This window comes from Aeromonas sp. R1-1, from assembly GCF_040908495.1.
Classification (GTDB): domain Bacteria; phylum Pseudomonadota; class Gammaproteobacteria; order Enterobacterales; family Aeromonadaceae; genus Aeromonas; species Aeromonas veronii.
In genome coordinates this window covers 1-21,778 of sequence record NZ_JBFODV010000302.1, presented here as the reverse complement: position 1 = coordinate 21,778, position 21,778 = coordinate 1, and the positions used below count along the sequence as shown (strand labels likewise).

Annotated in this window: 20 protein-coding genes; 10 read left to right on the top strand and 10 right to left on the bottom strand. The window is 61.7% G+C overall.

Annotation, left to right across the window (positions count from 1 at the left end):
• Positions 1-67 precede the first annotated feature (67 nt).
• On the top strand, positions 68-1,030 hold the full coding sequence (locus tag AB5Y92_RS20870; protein WP_101318654.1) for an IS1595 family transposase: 963 nt from the start codon (positions 68-70) through the stop codon (positions 1,028-1,030).
• Positions 1,031-1,054: 24 nt separating this feature from the next.
• Here AB5Y92_RS20870 and gpsA read toward each other — a convergent pair whose 3' ends face one another.
• The 3 genes from gpsA to AB5Y92_RS20855 are packed head-to-tail and all read right to left on the bottom strand — an operon-like array spanning position 1,055 to position 3,014.
• Complete coding sequence (gpsA, locus tag AB5Y92_RS20865) at positions 1,055-2,059, bottom strand: NAD(P)H-dependent glycerol-3-phosphate dehydrogenase (RefSeq protein ID WP_005356865.1); 1,005 nt, start codon at positions 2,057-2,059, stop codon at positions 1,055-1,057.
• A 2-nt stretch (positions 2,060-2,061) separates the two neighbouring features.
• The gene (gene secB / locus AB5Y92_RS20860; RefSeq protein ID WP_042054222.1) at positions 2,062-2,532 is read right to left on the bottom strand and encodes a protein-export chaperone SecB; all 471 of its coding nucleotides are present in this window, start codon (positions 2,530-2,532) and stop codon (positions 2,062-2,064) included.
• A 50-nt stretch (positions 2,533-2,582) separates the two neighbouring features.
• The gene (locus tag AB5Y92_RS20855; RefSeq protein WP_005340640.1) at positions 2,583-3,014 is read right to left on the bottom strand and encodes a rhodanese-like domain-containing protein; all 432 of its coding nucleotides are present in this window, start codon (positions 3,012-3,014) and stop codon (positions 2,583-2,585) included.
• Positions 3,015-3,260: 246 nt separating this feature from the next.
• On the opposite strand from AB5Y92_RS20855, the gene gpmM reads away from it, so the two are divergent.
• Positions 3,261-4,790: a 2,3-bisphosphoglycerate-independent phosphoglycerate mutase gene (gene gpmM / locus AB5Y92_RS20850; RefSeq protein WP_005356867.1), complete on the top strand. Its 1,530-nt coding sequence runs from the start codon at positions 3,261-3,263 to the stop codon at positions 4,788-4,790.
• 9 nt (positions 4,791-4,799) lie between these two features.
• Positions 4,800-6,152 (top strand): murein hydrolase activator EnvC, encoded by a 1,353-nt coding sequence (gene envC, locus AB5Y92_RS20845; RefSeq protein ID WP_368227570.1) that lies wholly within the window; start codon positions 4,800-4,802, stop codon positions 6,150-6,152.
• A gap of 131 nt (positions 6,153-6,283) precedes the next feature.
• Here the strand turns inward: envC and AB5Y92_RS20840 are convergent, their stop codons facing one another.
• Positions 6,284-6,934, bottom strand: a complete 651-nt coding sequence (locus AB5Y92_RS20840) for a Qnr family pentapeptide repeat protein (protein WP_368227567.1) — start codon at positions 6,932-6,934, stop codon at positions 6,284-6,286.
• 89 nt (positions 6,935-7,023) lie between these two features.
• On the opposite strand from AB5Y92_RS20840, the gene AB5Y92_RS20835 reads away from it, so the two are divergent.
• A complete protein-coding gene (locus tag AB5Y92_RS20835; protein ID WP_005355407.1) occupies positions 7,024-8,031 on the top strand; it encodes a substrate-binding domain-containing protein in 1,008 nt (335 codons plus the stop codon).
• Between the two features lie 114 nt (positions 8,032-8,145).
• Positions 8,146-8,535 (top strand): nuclear transport factor 2 family protein, encoded by a 390-nt coding sequence (locus tag AB5Y92_RS20830; RefSeq protein ID WP_164535828.1) that lies wholly within the window; start codon positions 8,146-8,148, stop codon positions 8,533-8,535.
• Here the strand turns inward: AB5Y92_RS20830 and AB5Y92_RS20825 are convergent.
• The 4 genes from AB5Y92_RS20825 to AB5Y92_RS20810 all read right to left on the bottom strand — a co-directional run bounded on the left by AB5Y92_RS20825 (position 8,524) and on the right by AB5Y92_RS20810 (position 12,309).
• Entirely contained in the window at positions 8,524-9,216 is a 693-nt protein-coding gene (locus AB5Y92_RS20825) for an AraC family transcriptional regulator (RefSeq protein ID WP_164535827.1), read from the bottom strand. The genes AB5Y92_RS20830 and AB5Y92_RS20825 overlap by 12 nt on opposite strands.
• Before the next feature lie 139 nt (positions 9,217-9,355).
• Positions 9,356-9,997: a bifunctional 4-hydroxy-2-oxoglutarate aldolase/2-dehydro-3-deoxy-phosphogluconate aldolase gene (locus tag AB5Y92_RS20820; RefSeq protein WP_033115605.1), complete on the bottom strand. Its 642-nt coding sequence runs from the start codon at positions 9,995-9,997 to the stop codon at positions 9,356-9,358.
• A gap of 9 nt (positions 9,998-10,006) precedes the next feature.
• The gene (edd, locus tag AB5Y92_RS20815) at positions 10,007-11,803 is read right to left on the bottom strand and encodes a phosphogluconate dehydratase (RefSeq protein ID WP_368227563.1); all 1,797 of its coding nucleotides are present in this window, start codon (positions 11,801-11,803) and stop codon (positions 10,007-10,009) included.
• Positions 11,800-12,309, bottom strand: coding sequence for a gluconokinase (locus AB5Y92_RS20810; protein ID WP_005340649.1), 510 nt, complete (start codon positions 12,307-12,309; stop codon positions 11,800-11,802). The genes edd and AB5Y92_RS20810 overlap by 4 nt, the downstream gene beginning before the upstream one ends.
• Positions 12,310-12,554: 245 nt before the next feature.
• Here AB5Y92_RS20810 and gntU point away from each other — a divergent pair, with 245 nt between their 5' ends.
• The 4 genes from gntU to AB5Y92_RS20790 all read left to right on the top strand — a co-directional run bounded on the left by gntU (position 12,555) and on the right by AB5Y92_RS20790 (position 19,916).
• Entirely contained in the window at positions 12,555-13,895 is a 1,341-nt protein-coding gene (gene gntU / locus AB5Y92_RS20805; RefSeq protein WP_005355418.1) for a gluconate transporter, read from the top strand.
• 150 nt (positions 13,896-14,045) lie between these two features.
• Positions 14,046-15,395: a CDP-diacylglycerol--serine O-phosphatidyltransferase gene (pssA, locus tag AB5Y92_RS20800; RefSeq protein WP_346197841.1), complete on the top strand. Its 1,350-nt coding sequence runs from the start codon at positions 14,046-14,048 to the stop codon at positions 15,393-15,395.
• 190 nt (positions 15,396-15,585) lie between these two features.
• A complete protein-coding gene (gene recG / locus AB5Y92_RS20795; RefSeq protein WP_368227560.1) occupies positions 15,586-17,655 on the top strand; it encodes an ATP-dependent DNA helicase RecG in 2,070 nt (689 codons plus the stop codon).
• Positions 17,656-17,798: 143 nt separating this feature from the next.
• Positions 17,799-19,916 carry an AsmA family protein gene (locus tag AB5Y92_RS20790; protein WP_368227557.1) on the top strand — a complete coding sequence of 706 codons (2,118 nt, stop codon included), beginning with the start codon at positions 17,799-17,801 and terminating at the stop codon, positions 19,914-19,916.
• A 54-nt stretch (positions 19,917-19,970) separates the two neighbouring features.
• Here the strand turns inward: AB5Y92_RS20790 and AB5Y92_RS20785 are convergent, their stop codons facing one another.
• Positions 19,971-20,879 (bottom strand): YiiD C-terminal domain-containing protein, encoded by a 909-nt coding sequence (locus AB5Y92_RS20785; RefSeq protein ID WP_368227554.1) that lies wholly within the window; start codon positions 20,877-20,879, stop codon positions 19,971-19,973.
• Positions 20,880-20,930: 51 nt separating this feature from the next.
• Here AB5Y92_RS20785 and AB5Y92_RS20780 point away from each other — a divergent pair, with 51 nt between their 5' ends.
• On the top strand, positions 20,931-21,611 hold the full coding sequence (locus tag AB5Y92_RS20780) for a spermidine synthase (RefSeq protein ID WP_368227575.1): 681 nt from the start codon (positions 20,931-20,933) through the stop codon (positions 21,609-21,611).
• Here AB5Y92_RS20780 and AB5Y92_RS20775 read toward each other — a convergent pair.
• Positions 21,600-21,778: D-aminoacyl-tRNA deacylase (locus AB5Y92_RS20775; protein WP_368227573.1), on the bottom strand; the 179-nt coding region annotated here is incomplete at its 5' end. The genes AB5Y92_RS20780 and AB5Y92_RS20775 overlap by 12 nt on opposite strands.

Below are 21,778 nucleotides of genomic sequence, written 5' to 3'. Positions count from 1 at the left end.
GGCGCTGTCCCAATTATGTGTTGAAAGGCTAAGCTTGAAGTAGGCCATCACCTTGAGGTCTACCATCATGGATACCCCAGCCTTTCAACACCTGTTGTCTCTGTTTCCACAACTTACCCTGCGCCAACGCCGTGTTGCCCAGCAGGAGCTCACTGCGCCCCACACCATTACCTCACTCAATACCCAGCTACCTGCATGCAGCGGTTGCCCACATTGTCAGGCCGATGCCAATCAGCTGGCCCCCTGGGGATGGAGTCGGGGACTGCGTCGCTACCGTTGCAAACTTTGTCTACGCACCAGTACCGTGCTGACCAAGACCCCCTTGGCCAGATTACGTAAAGCGCAGTGCTGGGAAGACTACGCGCAAGCCCTCATTGAAGGACTCACTGTCCGCCGGGCAGCGCTGCGCTGCGGGGTCAGCAAGAACACCGCTTTCCTCTGGCGTCACCGCTTCTTGCGTGCCATGGCCGCCCATCAAGCCACACGGGAAGAGGGTATCGTTGAGGTCGATGAAACCTTCTTCCTCGAGTCGTTCAAGGGGCAACGGGGATTGCCTCGTCTGGCTCGGCGTCGTGGAGGTAAAGGGCGAACCCGGGGAACCGGGCCGGATTACATCCCGGTGATGGTGGTGCAGGACCGTGCAGGTCACCATGCAGATTTTCAGTTGGAAAAGATGAATGCCGAAACAGTCATTGCGGTCTTAAAGCCCCTTGTCTCGCCGGATGCCGTGCTGTGTAGCGATGGTGCGGGCGTGTATGCCAGTTTCAGTAAAGTGCAGGGAGTGACTCATCAAGTAGTGCGCAATCGTCAGGGTGAGCGAGTGGCCGGCGCGTATCACATTCAGCATGTGAACGGCTATCACCGTCGGTTGAAAGAGTGGATGGAGCGCTTCCATGGCGTGGCGACGCACTACCTGAGGAATTATCTGGGTTGGCGCAGGATGCTGGAGCGTTATGGGAAGGGTGTGAATATCAAAGCGTGTTTGCATGAGGCGCTGGGGCACCCCATGCAACACGTAATTGGGACATAGCCTTTTGCATGGGCAATCGGCAGATTACTCGTCCTTCTTGTCTCGCGACAGCAGGGCGATGGCCGCCTCTTTCGGGTTCTTACCCTCGTAGAGCACCTTGAAGATCTGCTCGCAGATGGGCATCTCGACGCCGCAGCGGGCCGCCAGCAGATGCACCTCTTTGGTGTTGCGATACCCCTCCACCACCTGACCGATCTCGGTCATGGCGGTGTTCACATCCTTGCCAGCCCCGAGGGCCAGCCCGAAGCGACGGTTGCGCGACTGGTTGTCGGTACAGGTGAGCACCAGATCCCCGAGCCCCGCCATCCCCATAAAGGTTTTGGCATCGGCACCCAGCGCCGCACCCAGACGCTGCATCTCCACCAGACCCCGAGTGATGAGCGCGGTTCTGGCATTGGCGCCAAACCCGAGCCCGTCGGAGAGACCGGCACCGATGGCGATGACGTTCTTCACCGCCCCACCCAGCTGCAGACCGACGAAATCCGGATTGGTATAGACCCGGAACGAGCGGCCACAGTGCAGCAGGTGGGAGAGATCGTCGGCGAACTCGTCGTGAGTCGAGGCGACCGAGATGGCGGTCGGCAGACCGGCAGCCAGCTCCTTGGCGAAGGTGGGGCCGGAGATGACCGCCAGCGGTATCTCGTCACCCAGCACTTCGCGGGCCACATCCTGCAGCAGACGGCCACTGTCCGGCTCCAGACCCTTGGTGGCCCAGGCGATACGGGTATCGGGGCGCAGGAAGGGTTTGATCCGGGTCAGCACATCGCCAAATACATGGCTCGGCACGACCAGCAGCAGCACGGGGGCAGCTTGTACCGCACGTTGCAGATCCGCAGTCAGCTGCAGATCGGCGGGAAAAGGGACATCAGGCAAAAATGCCTTGTTGCAGCGGTCTTGTTCCAGCTCGGCGACATGAGCGGGGTCGTGACCCCACAGCAGGGTCGGATGACCATTGCGCGCCAGAGAAATGGCAAGGGCGGAGCCATAAGACCCCGCCCCCAAGACCGAGATAGCGATCTGGTCAGCCATTATCAGGCTTCCGCAGTCGCCTGCTGGGCCTGTGCTTGCGCCATGTGCTGGGCAAACAGGGCATCGAAGTTGACCGGTGCCAGGTTCAGCTGCGGGAAGGAACCCTTGCTCACCATGTTGGCCACGGCTTCGCGGGCATACGGGAACAGGATGTTCGGGCAGAAGGCAGCCAGGCAGTGAGCCAGTTGCGGCTCCGGCAGGTTGCCGATGGTGAAGATACCGGCTTGCTGTACTTCGCACAGGAAGGCAGTTTCGGTTTCCAGTTTGCAGGTTACGGTCAGGGTCAGGACAACCTCGTACACGCTCTCAGCCAGGATGTTGGTCTTGGTATCCATATCCAGCTTGACGTCCGGCTGCCACTCTTTCTGGAAGATGTGCGGGGTATTCGGCGCTTCGAAAGAGACATCCTTGGTGTAAACACGCTGGATGTGGAATTCCGGTTGTACTTCCTGGTTGTTGATCTCGTCAGCCATTTCGTTTGATTCCTTGTTATATGGATAAGTGGGCTCAGGCCCTGCTTAAATCAGCGTTTCTTGGTTACCGGCAGATTTTCTGCACGCCATTGGGCCATGCCACCGCCGAGCACGTAAACCTGCTTGAAGCCAGCTTTGCTCAGCTGACGGCCCGCGCCGCCCGCAGTCATTCCCGACTCGCACACCACTATGATGGGGGCATCTTTATGCTTTTCAACCGGGCCCAGATTATTGCTCTGGATCTGGGTCAGCGGCAGGTGCTGGGCACCGGCCAGATGACCCTTGGCGTACTCTTCCTGACTGCGAATATCCACCACGGTGGCATTCTCGCGGTTGATCAGCAGGGTCGCAGTGTGATTGTTGACGGTTTTTACCGGAGACAAACGGGCACGCACAGTGGTGTAAACCAGGGTGCCAGCCAGACCCAACCAGGCTGCGGTCAGCAGCGGGTTACGGGCCGCAAAATCCAAATACTCTTGCATCTTCTACTATCCAGGGACCAAGACAAGGGCCCGAGTATACATGGGGGTATTGATAAGATCAGCCATCTTGGCGGCAAAGCGCGAGCAGGCTCCCATCATCATTGGGCTGCGAGCATGGCAGGAAGAGCGTAGCTTGCGGGGCCACGGGAGCGCCCCTTGGCTATCAGGTGACTATTTCGGCAGATGTAGTAATATTACGCTAGTTTCATTTCCCGCATTTTTTCCAATCCGAGAGGACATAGTCTTATGTCAACAGCTAAGAAACCTTTGGTTCTGGTCATCATGGACGGTTGGGGCTATAGCACCAAGCAAGAGCACAACGCCGTCGCTGCCGCCAAGACTCCCAACCTCGATCGCCTGGCCCGTGACTACACCAGCACCCTGATCTCCGGCTCCGGTCTGGACGTCGGTCTGCCGGATGGCCAGATGGGCAACTCCGAAGTGGGCCACGTCAACATCGGTGCCGGTCGCATCGTCTATCAGGAGCTGACCCGCATCTCCAAAGACATCCAGGATGGCGAATTCTTCCAGAACGTCGAGCTGGCCAAGGCTGTTGACGCTGCCGTGACCAACGGCAAAGCCGTTCACATCATGGGCCTGATGTCCCCGGGTGGCGTACACAGCCACGAAGAGCACATCATGGGCATGATCGAAATGGCAGCCAAGCGTGGCGCCGAGAAGATCTACCTGCACGCCTTCCTGGATGGCCGCGACGTTCCGCCGCGCTCCGCCCAGTCCTCCATCGAGCTGTTCGATGCCCTGTTCGCCAAGCTGGGCAAGGGTCGTTTCGCCTCCATGATCGGCCGTTACTTCGCCATGGACCGTGACAACCGCTGGGATCGCGTGCAGCAAGCCTATGACCTGATGACCCAGGGCAAGGGCGAGTTCACCGCCGAGAGCGCCACCGAAGCACTGGCTGCCGCTTATGCCCGCGACGAGAACGACGAGTTCGTCAAAGCGACCCGCATCGGCGAAGCTGCACCTATGGAAGATGGCGATGCGCTGATTTTCATGAACTTCCGTGCCGACCGCGCCCGTGAAATCACCCGCGCCTTCGTTGACACCGACTTCACCGGCTTCGCTCGTGCAGTCGAGCCTAAGCTGAACTTCGTGATGCTGACCGAATACGCGGCCGACATCAAAACTGCCTGTGCCTACCCGCCGACCGCTCTGGTCAACACCCTGGGTGAGTGGCTGGCCAAGCAGGGCAAGACCCAGCTGCGCATCTCCGAAACCGAGAAGTATGCTCACGTCACCTTCTTCTTCAACGGTGGCGAGGAGTCCTGCTTCACCGGCGAAGATCGCGAGATCGTGGCCAGCCCGAAAGTGGCGACCTATGACCTGCAGCCTGAGATGAGCTCCGAAGAGCTGACCGACAAGCTGGTTGCGGCCATCAAGAGCGGCAAGTACGACGTCATCATCTGTAACTACCCGAATGGCGACATGGTTGGTCACACCGGTGTATTCGATGCCGCCGTCAAAGCCTGTGAAGCCGTTGACCACTGCATCGGTCGCGTCACCGACGCCCTGGCCGAAGTGGGTGGCGAGTGCCTGATCACTGCCGACCACGGTAACGCCGAGAAGATGCTGGACGAAGAGACTGGTCAGGCCCACACCGCCCACACCAATCTGCCGGTTCCTCTCATCTATTTCGGTCGCAAAGCCGAGGTAGTTGAAGGTGGCAAACTGTCCGATCTGGCCCCCACCATGCTGACCCTGATGGGTCTGCCGGTGCCGCCGGAAATGACTGGCAAGCCCCTGATGATTCTGAAATAATCCTTCCCCATGCGGGGATGCGAAGTTATTTCACAGAAAACCAGTCGCGTCGGCCTGTTGGCCGGCGCGCTGTTTTTTTGCCTGTCGTTTGGCGCCAGCACACCGGCTTTGGCCGCCAATCAGCAGCTGGGGACCATGCAGTCCCAGATCAAAGAGCAACAGAAGACCATCAAGCTCAGCAAGCAGGAGCTTGCCAAGCTCAATACCCAGCTCAAGGCTGACGAGCAGGCTATCTCGGCTGCCGCCGCCAAACTCAACCAGACCAGGCAACAGTTGAAGCAGAACCAGCAGACGCTGGCGACCCTGCAAAAAGACAAGCTGGCGCTGGAAGTTCAAGCCAAACATCAAAAGCAGTTGCTGGCCAAACAGGCGGAGAGCGCCTTTCAGGCGGGCAACCACGACTACCTGAAACTGCTGCTCAATCAGCAGGATCCGGCCAAACTGAGCCGCTCCCTCGACTACTACGACTACCTCAACAAGGCCCGCATCGAGGCCATCGACGCCCTGCGCGCCACCCGCGACAAGCTGGCGAAAAACCAGCAGGCAACCAAAGAGACCGAGACCAGACTGCAAACCCTGCTTGCCGAACAGCAAGAGCATCACCAGACCCTGCTGGCCAGCCAGCAGAGCCGGGCCAAGGTGCGCAACCAGTTGCAGCAGTCGGTACAGGATGACGAGCAGAAGCTCTCCAAGCTGGTCAAGGCGGAGAAGGCGCTGAAAGCCCGGCTGGAGGAGCTGCGCCGCCAGCGGGAAGAGCAGGAGCGCCGCGAACGGGCCGAACGGGAACGGCTGGCCAAGCTGAAAGCGGAACAGGAGCGTCAGCGCAAGCTGGCCGAGCAGCGCCGCGCCGAGCAACAACGACTTGCCGCCCAGCAGAACAAAACCGTCAAACCGGCAGAACCGGTCGAAGAGATGTCCAGTACCAAACCGGAGCGAGGCTCTGGGATTGGGACCGCAGGTTACTACAGCGGGCTCAAGACCAATGGCAGCCTGCGCTGGCCGGTACAGGGGCCGATCCTCATCGCCTACGGCTCGCCGCGCACCGCCCAGCTCAAGTGGAAAGGCACCCTGATCGGCGCCAGCGAAGGAACCCAGGTAAAGGCGGTCGCACCGGGACAAGTGGTTTACGCCGACTGGCTCGACGGCTTCGGTATGCTGCTGGTGATCGACCACGGTAAAGGCTATATGAGCCTCTACGGTCACAATCAGTCGCTGCTGCGTCAGGTTGGCCAGAATGTGGAACAGGGTGAACCGGTAGCGCTGGTCGGTGACAGCGGCGGTCAGGACAGACCGGGCCTCTACTTCGAAATTCGCTATCAGGGCGAGGCCATCAACCCGACCAAATGGCTGGCCAAGGGTTGAGTTAACCCTGCCGACAAGCCATCACACGCTCACTAGCAAAAGCCTGCATCACGCAGGCTTTTGTCGTTTCAGGAGCGCCCTACCCACTGTCGGCCTAATTTGATGAAAAATTACCTAATTTTTCGCTCGGCTCAGGGGAAGACAACCAGACCGATCTGCTCAAGCAAGGTCTGCTGCTGATCCTCGTTGATCTGTACTCCCTGCAGATCGACCCGGCGCAGATCCAGCCCCGGCAGATCGCACTGGCGCAGATCGCAGCCCTGCAGCTTGAAGCTGGTCCAGTCAATCTGACCAAACTCGGAGCCGCTGAGATCGGAACCCGCCAGCGAGGCACCAAACAGGTTGGCCCCCTGCCAACGGTTGCAGGTCAGCTCGCACTTCTCCAGCAGGCAGCCCTCGAAGCTGGCGTAGCTGAAGTTGTTACCGGTCAGATGGGCCTCGCAGAAGTAGCTTTTGGCGGTGATCTGGTTGGCGAAGCTGGCATGGCTGAAGTTGATGCCGACCGCCTGACAGTCGCGCATCTCCAGCCCCAGACACTGGCTGCGGCTGCAATCGGCCATGGTGAGATCGCAGCGCAGGAAGCTGGCCTCGCGCAGCTCGCAACCCTGCAACAGGCAGCCCCGTTCACTCTCCCGATCGTAGAAGCTGCAGTCAATGAAGCGGCTATCGCTCAAGTCCAGCCAGGAGAAGTTGCAGCCGATAAAGCGGCACTCCGAGAACTGTTCCCCCTCCACATCCTGTTGCTCGAACCGGACATCCACGAACTGCTTGCCTCTGATCATCGGAAAACTCCTGCAAAAACGGCTTCATATGCTGACTTTATCCGTCAAAAACGGTAATGTTACATGTAACATCCACGCTGGACACCCCTATGAGCCCCACCCGCAAGCGCCGCCCCACCCTGCAAGATATCGCCGACCAGACCGGCGTGACCAAGATGACTGTCAGCCGCTATCTGCGCGACCCGCAGACCGTAGCGGAGGGGACCCGCGAGCGGATCGCGGCTGTGGTGGAAGAGCTGGGTTATATCCCCAACCGGGCGCCGGATATTCTCTCCAATGCGACCAGCAAGGCGATCGGCATCCTGATCCCCTCCCTCTCCAACCAGGTCTTCTCGGCGGTGATCCACGGCATCGAGTCGGTGACCCGACCGGCCGGTTACCAGACCCTGCTGGCCCACTACGGCTACAGCCCGGAGCGGGAGGAGGAGCAAGTCGCGTCCCTGCTCTCCTATCACGTGGATGGGCTGATCCTCTCCGACAGCCAGCACACCGAGCGCACCCGTAAGATGATCGCCACCGCCGGCATTCCGGTGGTGGAGACCATGGATCTGCCGCAAACCCCCATCGACATGGTGGTCGGCATGGACCATAGAGCCGCCGCCCGGGCCATGGTAACAGAGATGCTGCACCGGGGCCGGCGCAAGGTGGTCTATCTGGGGGCGCGGCTCGACGTGCGTACCCAGCTGCGGATGGAGGGTTACTATCAGGCGATGACCGACTTCGGCCTCACCGGCCAGCATCTGCTGACCGAACAATCCTCCAGCTTCACTCTGGGGGGCGAGCTGCTGGATCAGGCGCTGGTACGCTATCCCGACCTCGACGGCCTGTTCTGCACCAACGATGACCTGGCGGTGGGTGCTCTGCTGCAGTGTCAGGCCAAGTGGATCCCGGTGCCCCAGCAGATCGCCATCGCCGGTTGCAACGCTCTCGACATCGGCCACGCCATGACCCCCAAACTGGCCAGTATCGCCACCCCGCGGGAAGCGATCGGCCGGGAGGCGGCCACCATGCTGCTGGCGCGTCTCAACGGCCAATCCCAACCCGACACCCGCAAGGATATCGGCTTCTCCCTCTATGTCGGGGAGAGTCTGGGCTAACCCTCCAGCCATCATGGCGTGTTTACCCGCAATGATGGCGCATACTGCAACCTCTTATCACCATCCTCTGCTCTATGCTGGCCCGGCATTACAGCCACATTTCAGGAGCAGAAAATGAACAACACCGAACGATTGCGAGCCTGCCTGCAGCGCGTTGTCTGCGATCCTCGTTTTACCTTGGCCGAGCTCGACCAGTGGTTCACCCCGGACTACTGCCAGCAAGTGAATGGCGAGCAGCTCGACTACATTGCCTTTTGCCAGCACATTGCGGCGCTGAGAGCTCATCTGGCCGAAGCCACTATCGAGTTCGTCGCCACAATCGCGCAAGGGGACAGGGTGCACTCGACCCATGTGGTGCGATCTACCCGCCACGATGGCGCCCCGCTGGTCTGCAAGGTGAGCGGTCTCTTCACCTTTCGCGACGGCAAGATCTGCCATACCGACGAGGTGACCTGCCTGCTGAGCGGCAGCAAGCAGGATGCCGACATAGGTTCACGACGCTGAGCCACGCCGGGCGAAGCGCTGGAGCGCGCGGGAGAAGGCGGCGGGATCTTCGTAACCGAGCAGGTCGGCAATCTGCACCGATGTGAACCCCTGATACTGCAACTGACGGGCCCGCCCCATCACCACCTGCTCTCGCCACTGGCGGAAGGTACAACCCAGCTGCTGGAGGAAAAGCCGGTTGAGAGTGCGCAGCGAAGCGCCGCAATCCATTGCCAGCTCGGCAAGCATGGTGTTGATGGAGGGTGCCTGACAGAAACGCTCCAGCACCCGCAGCAGGCGCGGGTCGAGGTTGGCCGCCAGCGCAGGCTGGGCTGCTTGCGGAGCAGCTCGCGCCAACTCGTGGCCAATCACTGTCAGATAGGCCTCCTGCTCGGTCCCCTCCTCCAGATCGCTCAGGCGGGCAAAAAGCCCTGCCAGCAGCGGCGTTACCTGCCGCAGACCAAAAGGGGCTGATGCGGACGAATCGGTATAGATAAGCGACAGGCGAGAGTGGCGCAGCACGCGAAACTCGTGCTCCCAGCCCGCCGGAATAAAGCAGAGCTGGCCGGCAACCAGCAGCTCGCTGGCAGCACCGCCGGTGATAACGCCGCCACCTTCGTGCATGTAGCAATACTGGGCTTGCGGATGACAGTGCAGCGGAGTGAAGTGCCCTTGCGGGCAGGGGCGATGGAGAAAGGACATATCGGCCAGCCGGATAAGAAACCGACCACGACCATAAGGGAGCAGACGGCACCCTGTAAATGGCTTTTCCGCTGTCAGAATGGCCAAAAGAAGCAGGCCACCCGAGGGTGGCCTGTTTGGTTTTCTGCACAACTGACGCTTAGCGTTTTACCAACTCAACCGCTTCGCGAGAGAGGCGAGTCACCTCTTCCCAGTTGCCGCTCTTGACCGCATCGGCCGGCAGCATCCAGGAGCCGCCGACAGTGGCAACGCATTTGAGCGCCAGATAGTCGGCCACGTTTTTCGGGCCGATACCGCCGGTCGGGCAGAACTTCACTTGGGGCAGCGGCGCGGCAATGGCGGAGAGCGCCTTGGTGCCGCCGTTCGCTTCGGCCGGGAAGAACTTCAGGTGGTCATAGCCTGCTTCCAGCGCCTGCATCACTTCAGACGGAGTAGCCACACCCGGGATCAGCGGTGCAGTGCTCTTGGCTGCGTGAGCCAGCAGGGCCGGCGTCATCCCCGGGGAGATGACGAAACGGGCACCGGCTGCCACGGCAGCGTCAAACTGCGCGCAGTTGAGCACGGTACCGGCACCGACCATGGCATCCGGCATCGCCTTGGCGATGAGGGCGATGGCATCGAGCGCCACCGGGGTGCGCAGGGTGATTTCGAAGACAGAGATGCCGCCGTCGAGCAGCGCCTTGGCCATCGGCAGGGCCTGATCCAGCTCGTTGATAACCATCACGGGTACCAGCGGGGAGGCGGCAAACACCTCGGCCGGGGTCACTTTCCAGTTCTGCATAGCTCTTCCTTAGTCAAAGATGGTAGCGCCACACTCGGCGCTCGATACCGCGCGACGCATCACGCTGAACAGTTCACGGCCCCACCCCTCTTGTTCCGGAGTGAGGTCAATCTCGGCCTGGGTACGGCCACTCAAATCGGTCAGGCAGTCGAGGCTGCCGTTTACCGCATCAACCCGCAGCAGGTCGCCATCAGCCAGCAGGCCGATGGCCCCGCCGTGCAGCGCTTCCGGGGTGACGTGGATGGCGGCCGGGATCTTGCCGGAAGCACCTGAGAGACGGCCATCGGTGACCAGCGCCACCTTGTAACCCGCCTTCTGCAGGTTGCCGAGCACCGGCATCAGCTTGTGCAGCTCCGGCATGCCGTTGGCGGCAGGGCCATTGTGGCGCACCACGATCACGGCATCCTGATTGAGATCACCCGCCTTGTAGGCCGCTTCCACCGCATGCTGGGAGGAGAAGACCCGCGCCGGCGCTTCAATCACCCGATACTCGGGAGCCACGGCGGAGACCTTGACCACGGCCCGGCCCAGATTGCCCGCCAGCAGCTTAGTGCCGCCGGTGGCCTGGAATACGCTGCCGGAAAGCGACAGCACGCTCGCATCGCCGCTCTCGCCGACCGGCTGCCATACCAGCTGGCCATCCACCAGTGCCGGACGGCTGAGGTAATCCTGCATCTCGCCAAAGACCGGGGTGGCATCCATGTGGATCAGCCCCTCTTCGGCCAGACGGCGCATCAGACCGGGCACACCGCCCGCCTGTTCGAAGGCGTTGACGTCGGCCGGGCCGTTCGGGTACATGCGAACCAAGAGCGGCACCACGTCGGAGAGATCGCTGATGTCATCCCAGGTCAGAACCAGACCGGCGGCACGAGCCAGCGCCACCATATGGATGCTGTGGTTGGTGCTGCCGCCGGAGGCGAGCAGGGCCACCAGACCGTTGACCAGCGAGCGCTCATCCAGCACTTCGCTCAGCGGGCGATAGGCGGGGGAGCCCGGGATCATGGCGCTGATGCGGCGTGCCGCCTCAACGGTCAGGGCATGGCGCAGTTCGCTGTGCGGGTGGACGAAGGCAGAGCCCGGCAGCATCAGGCCCATGGCCTCGAACACCAGCTGGTTGGTGTTGGCGGTACCGTAGAAGGTGCAGGTGCCCGCCGCATGGTAGGCGCCGCACTCCATCTGCAGCAGGGCGTCGCGGCCCACTTCACCGGCGGCGTACTGCTGGCGAACCTTCACCTTCTCGTCGTTGCTGATGCCGCTCGCCATCGGGCCGGCAGGAACAAACGCCGTCGGCAGGTGGGCGTGGGAGAGGGCACCCATGATCTGGCCCGGAGCGATCTTGTCGCAGATGCCGAGCAGCAGGGTGGCATCGAAAGTGTTGTGAGAGAGCGACAGCGCGGTTGCCTGAGCAATCAGATCGCGGGAGAAGAGGGACATGTCCATCCCCGGCTGACCCTGAGTCACGCCGTCGCACATGGCGGGAACGCCACCGGCAACCTGAGCACTGTGGCCAAGTTCGGCCAGCGCGCCCTTGATGATGTCCGGATAGCCCTGATAGGGCTGATGGGCACTCAGCATGTCGTTGTAGGCGGTGACGATGCCGACGTTGGCGCGGGTCATATCGAGAATGCGACCCTTCTCGTCACTGCTGCAGGCGGCCACGGCGTGGGCCAGGTTGCCGCAGGCCAGCGCGGCGCGGGTCTTGCCCTGCTCTGCCTGACGCTGGATGCGGGCCAGAAATGCCTGACGACGGGCGACACTGCGCTCGCGGATGCGGGCGGTGACGTCGGAAATTACCTGATGAATCATTGGGCTTGCTCCAATGCTGTGACGGCGCGGTCAACCACCTGTTCGAAGGTGCCGTCTATATCAATGTGGAATACACCGGCTTCGCCATCCGGGCGCTCCAGAGTATCGAACTGACTTTGTACCATGCTTTCACGCATGAAATGGCCCTTGCGGGCACGCATCCGCTCGAGGATCAGCGGCTGGCTGCCATCGAGGAAGATGAAGCTGACCGACTCGTTGCCTTCACGGATCTGGTCGCGGTACTTCTTTTTGAGGGCAGAACAGACAATGATGCCGGTCTCGTTCTTCTGCTCGAGACTGTAGGCGGCGTCGCGGATCCGCTCCAGCCAGGGGGCACGATCCTCATCGTTGAGGGGGTTGCCGCCAGCCATCTTCTGAATGTTGGCCTTGGGGTGCAGGTCATCACCATCGATGAACTTGGCGCCCAGCGCCTCGGCCACTTTCAGACCCACGCTGGATTTGCCGCTACCACACACACCCATCACGATAATGCACTTACCCGCCATAATTTGACCTCTGTCCCACTTTTCAAAAAACCAGCTGTTGATGGGTTCTAATCTAACACGTTACCGGTAACATGTTACCGGTAACGATTGAAAATGTGAAGTCTGCCACAGACTGAGCAAACCCATAGTCACCTGGGCATATGATGTTGAGCCCTTGCCATAAATCTAAATAAATCATAAAGATATGGTTTGCCGACGGATCGGCAAGGTGTCACGACTGAACTTGGAAAAAGGAACGCATAACAATGTCTGACCTCTCCCTGATCATGACAGCCGCCGGCTCGATTGTGCTGCTGCTCTTCCTGGTGATGAAGGCCCGGCTCCACGCCGTGGTAGCCCTGATCCTGGTCTCCATGGTGGCGGGCCTTGCCGCTGGCATGAACCCGGCCGACATCGCCAACACCATCCAGAAAGGGATGGGTGGCACCCTCGGTTTCGTCGCGGTAGTGGTGGCGCTGGGCGCCATGTTCGGCAAGGTGATGGAAGTGACCGGTGCTCTCGACCGGGTAGCCCACACCCTGCTCGGCAAGTTTGGCGTCAAGCGCGCCAACTGGGCCATGGCCCTGACCGGCTTTGTCTGCGCCCTGCCGCTCTTCTTTGATGTGGCCGTGGTGCTGCTGATCGGCGTCGCCTTCGCCATCGTCCGTCGTGGCGGCGGCAGCGTGGTGAAGATCGGTATCGCCCTGCTGGCCGGTATCGCCACTTGCCAAGCCTTCCTTATCCCGGCGCCAGGCCCGATCCTGGTGGCATCCCAGCTGGGTGCCGACTTCGGCTACATGATTCTGTTCGGCCTGATCGCCGCCGTACCGGCGCTGATCCTGGCTGGCCCGCTGTTCGGTGACTTCATCAGCAAGATCGTCGATGTGCCGCTGCCTGCCGATGCCCAGAACAGCGTCCACGATGACAGCAAATCCCTGCCCTCCTTCGGGCTGGCCATGGGCCTCATCGGTCTGCCGCTGCTGCTAATCGGCCTCAAGACCATCGTCGGTCGCTTCGTCGAGGCGGGCTCTACCCTGCACAACTGGCTGGAGTTCATCGGCCACCCCTTCACCGCCATCATGGTCGCCTGTCTGGCCGCCTTCTATCTGCTGGGTATTCGCCGCGGCATGTCCCGTGACGAGGTGATGAGCGTCTGCAACAGCGCCATCCAGCCTGCCGGTGTCATCATTCTGGTGACTGGTGCCGGTGGCGTGTTCAAGCAGGTGCTGGTTGATTCCGGTGTGGGTGCCGCCCTTGGCAACATGCTGGCCGACTCCGGTCTGCCCATCGTCGCACTGGCCTTCATTCTGGCTGCCGCGGTGCGGGTGATTCAGGGCTCTGCCACCGTCGCCATGCTGACCGCCTGTGGTCTGGTGCTGCCGATGCTGGAGCCGCTCGGCCTGAACGGTGCCCAGCTGGCTGCCGTCACCATCGCCATCGGCGGCGGTGCCATCGTGCTCTCCCACGTCAACGACTCCGGTTTCTGGCTGGCGAACCGCTACCTTGGCCTGACCGAGAAGCAGACCCTGCAGACCTGGACCGTGATGGAGACCATCATCGGCACCACCGGCGGCGTGATGGCGATGATCATCTACAGCTTCCTCTGACAAGGGCAAAATGCTGACAAAAAGGCCTCACTCGTGAGGCCTTTTTCATCTTTCTGATGATTCTTTCTTTGGCTGAGAGGGCGAGATTGCTAGAATCGCCTATTCATCGCTCCGAGTGGAACGCTTAACCCCGTGATTTCAGGTTTATCTATGCATTCATCGGCCCATTATCGACAACTGCTGGCGCGCCTGCCCCAGATCGCCGTCGCAGCGGATCAGTTTGAAGTGCTCTACAGCGCCCAGGATTTCAAACGCCGCATTCTTGCGCTTATCGCCAGTGCCACCCGGCGCATCTATCTGGTCGCGCTCTATCTGCAGGATGACGAAGCAGGCCGGGAGATCCTCTCCGCCCTCTACGCCGCCAAGCAGCGCAATCCGGCCCTCGACATCAAGCTGTTCGTCGACTTCCACCGTGCCCAGCGCGGCCTGATCGGCAAGGGCAAGCAGGGCGGCAACCACCTGATGTATCAGGCCATGGCTGCCGAACACGAGCACCAGATCGAAATCTACGGCGTGCCGGTCAAAGGGCGCGAGCTGCTCGGCGTGCTCCACCTCAAGGGCTTCATCTTCGATGATGTGGTGCTCTACTCCGGCGCCAGCCTCAACGACATCTACCTGCACCAGCAGGATCGCTACCGCTTCGATCGCTATCACCAGATCACCAGCCCGGAGCTGGCCCGCAGCATGGTCAACTATGTGGATGACCTGTTCGTGAAGAGCGACGCGGTGCAGCGACTGGATCACAGCGACATCCCCAGCGCCAAACAGCTGAAGGGGCCGATCCGCCGCTTCAAGCAGAACCTGCGCCAGAGCCAGTACCGCTTCAGCACCATGCCGGTCAACACTCAGGAGGTGGCCGTCACCCCCATGGTGGGTCTGGGCAAGCGCAACAATCAGCTCAACCTGATGATCCGCAATCTGGTGCGCGCCACCGAGCGGGAGATCTTCATCTGCACCCCTTACTTCAACCCCCCCAAGGAGTTGAGCAAGGATATCGAGGATCTGCTGCAGCGCGGTTGCAAAGTCACCATCGTAGTGGGCGACAAGACCGCCAACGACTTCTTCATTCCGCCGGAAGAGAAGTTCTCCACCATCGGTGGCCTGCCCTATCTCTACGAGACCAACCTGCGCAAGTTTGCCGAGCGCAACCAGCGCCACATCGACGACGGTCGCCTCAACCTGATGCTCTGGTGTTGCGAGCGCAACTCCTACCATCTCAAGGGGATCTTCGTGGATGACGAGTGGGCCCTGCTCACCGGCAACAACCTCAACCCCCGCGCCTGGGCGCTGGATCTGGAGAACGGCCTGCTGGTACACGATCGTCGCCACCTGCTGCGTCCCCAGTTCAACGCGGAGCGGGATAACATCCTGACCAACACCAAGCGGATCAGTCACTTCGATCAGGTGGAGCAGATCCAGGACTACCCGGAACAGGTGCGCAAGCTGCTGGGACGGATCCACCGGGTTAAGGCCCACCTGCTGCTCAAGCGCATCATCTGACCTTGGGCGCCATGCGCCCGCACCTTGCCTGTTGGCAGCCACACAAAGGCCTCCCGTTTTCGGCAGGCCTTTGTTATATCCGCCGTTTCCCCCGCCTTGACGGTCCAGCCAGCAGCAACTCGGCTTGCATCGGCCCCTCAACAACCCCTATCATCTGGACATATTTACAGTGTTTTCGGGCATCTAATTGATGAAATTGGATAAAATTCCTCTCGATAGCCTCAAGGGTGTCGGCAGCAAGATGCTGGAGAAGCTCGAGCGGCTGGGGCTGGCCACGGTACAGGATCTGCTGTTCCACCTTCCCCTGCGCTACGAGGACCGCACCCAGGTGTGGCCCATCGGCGATCTGCCGCCAGGCCTGCACGGCGCCGTCGAGGGCGAAATCCAGGACACTCAGCTGGTGATGGGGCGCCGCCGCATGATGGTCTGTCGCATCAGCGATGGCACCGGCACCCTCACCCTGCGCTTCTTCAACTTCACCGCAGCCCAGAAAAACAGTCTGGCGGCAGGCCGTCTGATCCGCTGCTTTGGCGAGGTGCGCCCCGGCAAATACGGGCTGGAGATGGCCCACCCCGAGTACAAGCTGCTCGGCGAGGAGCAGGCCGGCCAGACCGAAGAGGCGCTCACCCCCGTCTACCCGACCACCGAAGGGCTGCGCCAACTCACCCTGCGCAACCTCACCGATCAGGCGCTGGCTCAGCTAGACCTCTATGGCGTGGAGGAGCTGCTGCCCGCTGGCCTCTATCCCCACCAGATTGAACTGGCCGCTGCCCTGAAATTGCTGCACCGCCCGCCCCCCTCGGTAGCGCTGCCGCTGCTGGAAAGCGGCCAGCATCCGGCCCAGCAGCGGCTGGTGCTGGAGGAGCTGCTGGCGCACAACCTCTCGGTCTTGAAGGTGCGTGCTCAGGCACAAACCCAGCTGGCCCGCGCCCTCAAACCGGCGCCCGCGCTGGTCGAGAAACTGCTCGGCGCCCTGCCGTTCAAGCCCACCGGCGCCCAGAGTCGGGTGGTGGCCGAGATAAGCAAGGATCTGCAACAGAGCCACCCCATGATGCGGCTGGTGCAGGGGGATGTGGGCTCCGGCAAGACCCTGGTCGCGGCGCTGGCCGCCCTGCAGGCTATCGGCAATGGCTGTCAGGTGGGCTTGATGGCGCCGACCGAGCTGCTGGCCGAACAACACGCCATCAACTTCGCCAAGTGGCTGGAGCCGCTCGGCATCGGAGTCGGCTGGCTGGCGGGCAAACAGAAAGGCAAGGCGCGGGAAGAGTCGCTGGCCGCGATCAAAGATGGCAGCGTCAAGATGGTGGTGGGCACCCACGCCATCTTTCAGGAGCAGGTGGTGTTCCAGCGTCTGGCGCTGGTCATCATCGATGAACAGCACAGATTCGGGGTGCATCAGCGCCTAGCCCTGCGTGAGAAAGGGGAGCGTGAAGGGGTACATCCTCATCAACTCATCATGACCGCCACCCCAATCCCCCGCACCCTGGCGATGACCGCCTATGCTGACCTCGATACCTCGGTCATCGACGAGCTGCCGCCGGGCCGAACCCCTATCACCACGGTGGCGCTGCCCGACAGCCGTCGCGGCGACGTGATCGAGCGGGTCAAACTCGCCTGCACCGAGGGCAAGCAGGCCTACTGGGTCTGCACCCTGATCGAGGAGTCGGAGGTGCTGGAGTGTCAGGCCGCCGAGGATACCGCTGCCGAGCTGCAGAACCTGTTGCCCGGTCTGCATATCGGGCTGGTGCACGGCCGGATGCGCCCGGTCGAGAAACAGCGGGTGATGGAGGAGTTCAAGGCGGGCATACTGCAACTGCTGGTCGCCACCACCGTCATCGAAGTGGGGGTGGATGTGCCCAACGCCAGCCTGATGATCATCGAGAACCCGGAACGGCTCGGGCTGGCGCAGTTGCACCAGTTGCGTGGGCGGGTTGGCCGGGGCGCGGTAGCCTCTCACTGCGTGCTGCTCTATCATGCCCCCTTGTCCAAGACGGCCCAGAGCCGGCTCGGGGTGCTGCGGGAGACCAACGACGGCTTCCTCATCGCCCAGCGCGATCTGGAACTGCGCGGCCCGGGGGAACTGCTCGGCACCCGCCAGACCGGCCTGGCCGATCTCAAGATCGCTGATCTGGTGCGGGATCAGCCGCTTATTCCGCAGGTGCAAAAAATGGCGCGCTTCCTCATGGATAGGCACCCAAGCCATGTCGAACCCTTGATTCGCCGTTGGCTCGGCTTACGGGATCACTATTCCAATGCCTGATCGAGGTAGATGCAGAAGATGGGTACATGTCCTTATGGATAGGCATCCGAGTCATGTCGAACCCTTGATTAGCCGTTGGCTCGGTCTGCGAGACCACTACTCAAACGCCTGACAACACATCCCAAAACAGGAGGAAAGCAACCATGAATTCCTGGCTACGCGGCCTGCTCTACACCTTCGCCTTCCTGCTGCTGTTTGTCTGGGTTGCCCTCGGCCTGTTCGACGCCGAGCGCGCCAAAGGCCCCATCGCCAGCTGGATCAGCCAGCAGAGCGGCGTGCCGGTCACCATAGGGCGACTGGTGTTCAACCCGCTGCACCCCTACACCCTGCTGGCTGAGCAGGTGCGTTACGGCGATGCGGTCTCCCTCGACAAGATCTATCTGGAGATCGAGAGCATCGACTGGCTGAGCCGCGACGTGCGCATCGCCCATCTCGATCTCATTCGCCCCGCCATCAAGCTGCCGCTGCCCAACAAACTGCCGAACCTGCCGGTGCACTCCCTCACCATCAGTGACAGCACTATCGATCGCCTCAGTCTGGAGAGCCCCGAGCTGACCCTGCGCGGTCTCAACGCCACCCTGAGTGACTGGGAGCTGATCGACCCGAAACGACAGCCACAGGCCAACCTGAGCCTAAATATCGGCCAGCTGGAGACTCCGCAGTTCACCTTCGCCCGTCTCAACCTGCAAGGACGGCTGGAGGGGGAAGTGCTGCGCACCGACAAGCTGGTGACCAACCTGTTTGACGGTCTGCTGGAGACCGGCATGGTACTGGACTGGCCCGCCCGCACCCTGCAACTGCACGATCTCAAGGCGCGCGGCATGCGGGTGGAGCTGGGGGATCTGACTCAGCAAGGCTTCCCACTGCGCTTCCCGTTGCAAAGCGTGTCGCTGGATCGCGGCCAGCTGGACGGCGTCAGCCTCAACGACATCAATCAAGAGCTCTCCTTCAACAACTTCAGCGGCCAACTCACCGCCTTCAACTGGCAGGCGGGCAACCAGCCCACCGGCTATCTGAGCGGCACCCTGGGGGACATGGGCCGCGGCCTGTTCCAGCTGGAGGAGATCAAGGGCAAGCTCGCCTTCTCGCCCCAGCAGATCGACGGCGAACTGCAGGGCAAGGCCTATGAAGGGGCGTTCAATGTCGAGCTCTCCCTCGATAGCCAGCAGCAGAAGCTGACCCTGAAAGACGTGGCGCTGAGCGGCATGGATATCAGCCTGCCACAGGGGTGGTGGCAGGATTGGCAGAGCTGGCGCCCGCAGCAGGTCGATATCCGCAAGCTGGCGTTCGACAAGCTCAAGGTGCTCTCCTTCGACGATACCCTGCCCCTGTCGCTGACCGGCTGGCAGCTCTATCTGAGCGATCTCGCCCTGCGCGATAACCAGCCAGGCCCGCTGCTCGGCCGTGCCCGTATCGAGAGCAAGTGGTTCGAGCTGGTGTGGGATGGCCTCAGCGCCCGCAACGGCGAGCTGGATGGGGAGCTGACCCCCAGCTCCTGGCAACTGGGAAAACTCACCAGCTCGCTGCCGGATGAGGGCACTCTCAGCCTGAGTGGCCAGTGGGGCCGCGAACCGGGCCAGAGCAGCCGCCTCCAACTGCAGGCGACCAAGCTGGATCTGCAGCAATGGGGCAAGATATTCCACTCCCCTGTCTCGTTCGCTGGCAAGGCGGACGTGAGCGCCGATCTGCAAGCCGAACATGGCAAAACGGCGGGCGAGTGGCGCCAGAGCCTGCAGGGCAGCTTTGCCCTCGATGCCGACGAGCCGTTCTGGGACAAGGTGAAGATAGATCCGCTGCTGGATGAGTGGTTCAAGGGCGCGACCCCGCCCACCCTGACACCGGATCAGCTGTGGCAGGCGATGCAGGGTGGCGATACCCCCTTCTACCGCGTCAGGGTGCAGGGCAAGATCGACAAGGGGCAGCTGCAGCTCGAACAGGCTGGCGCCTCCACCATCACTCATCTGCTGGCGCTGCAAGGGGGGATCGATCTGGTCAACGAACAGTGGCAGCTCGATCTGGGGATCCTCAACGGCAACCGCTGCGCCGAGCTGCTCGGCCAGTGGCGCGGGCCGCTGACGGAACCCACACTGGCCTGGAGCTTCCCGCAGAAGCAGGACGCCTGCGGCTGGGAAGTGGGAGTACGCTATCCGCCGCAAGGCAACAGCGCCCCGCTCTGGCGACCGGCTCCCGCACCGAAAGCCCAAAACCAGGCCCAAGTGCAGACCCAAGCCGGGCAGACAAGCGACAGCCAGCAAGGGTAAAAACAGACAAGGCCTCATGATGAGGCCTTGTTGTTTGATGGGGAAACGACGCAGTTACTGGCCCGGACGGCGGGGCGGCTGCACCACGTAGTGGCCGCAGAACTCCGCCGCCAGTTTGCTGCCGCTGAACAGCTGGATCTTGAGGCTGAAGGTGGCAGGCTCGCCCCGTTTGAGCGGCTGCAGCACGGCGGGCATCCCCTCGCGGGCCACCCGCGCCTCCGGCTCCTCATCGACCGGGCCATGATATTTGATGGAGCTCTCGGCCAGAACCGGTTCGCCCACCAGCCCCTCCTCTTTAAGTTGCAGCCAGATCAGCCCCCAACCCGCCAGCACACACTGACTGTAGACACTGCCGGCAAACATGCTGCCGTGCACGTTGAGGTTGGCCGCCAGATTGGCCTTGAGGTGGAAAGTCTGGCCATCGTAGTGGCTGATGTGCATCCCCATCTTCTCGCTGATGGGCACCCCGCGCGACCAGCGGGTGGTGAGATCCTGACACCACTCCGGCCGGTACTGGATAGTCTGCAACGGGCTCAGGGATTTGATCATCTGGCGATGGGGAATGCGGCCAAAGGAGACGGGGCCGCCCCCCACTTCGAGAAAGCCGCACTTGCGATAGAACTCCACCGCTTCCTGACGGGCGTTCATCACCAGCCGTTTCACCTTCTCGCTGCGGGCCAGCTGCTCGAGGTCCTCCACCATTTTGGCGCCCAGCCCCTGACCGCGATATTCCGGACGCAGCGCCATAAAGCGGATCTGCGCCTCGTCGCCGCCGATAAAGAGGCGGCCCACCGCGATGGGAGTGCCATCGGGTGCCAGCATCAACCGGTGAATGGCGACCGTGTCATATTCGTCCCGCTCGGAACCGACGGGCAGATTGAAGGGCTTACGCAGAAGTTCCCAGCGCAACTGGTAGTAGGCATCCAGCTCGGCGACTGTCTGAGGGGTGACTACCCGGTACATAGTTTCATCCTTGAGTTACACTGGTCGGAAACCATCTTGCCGTGCAAATTCATGGACTTCAATCTGCAAGCGTACCAAGCCGATCACTTGTTGCACCTCAGCGTCAAACCCCAGCGCCGCCTCACGGTACAGGAAAATGACCAGCACCGCTGGCTGGAGATAGACGGCGTGGTGCAATCCGCCATGTCGCTCGCCGACCCCGCAGCTCTCTGTCTACCCCATCAGCGAGTCATCGCCGGCCTGCTGCCGGAACAGGCCACACAGATACTCGAGCTGGGTCTGGGTGGCGGTGATCTCACTCGCCATCTCTGCCAACGCTGGCCAGATGCCCGCCACGAGTGCGTCGACCTCGACGAAGAGGTGCTGACCGTTTATCAGCAGTTTTTCCAGCATCAGGAGAGCGAGGAACACGCCGCGCCGGCACTCCATCAGGCCGATGCCCTCGCCTTTCTCGAGCAGAGCGAGCAGCAGTACGACCTCATCCTGCTCGATCTCTTCAGTCAGGATGGCAACCCGCTGCTGCTGTTTCAGGAGCGGCTCTACCGGGCGCTGGCTCCCCACCTCTGCGGCACCCTGGTGATCAACCTGCTGCCGCGTACCGCACTGGAGCTAACCCACGCCCTGACGCTGATAGAACAGTGGATTGGCCCCGCTACCCCCTATCCGGTTGCGGGGCTCATCAACGTGATCGTCCACGTCATACCGCGGGATCAGGCATCCTCAGACCTGTAGCCAGAAGGTAACCGGGCCGTCGTTGACCAGCGCCACCTTCATGTCGGCGGCAAAACGGCCGGTTGCGGTCGGGATGCCGCTGGCGGCGGCCTTCGCCACGAAGTAGTCATAGAGGCGCTCGGCCTCGCTCGGGTGGGCGCCGCAGGAGAAGCTCGGGCGCATCCCGC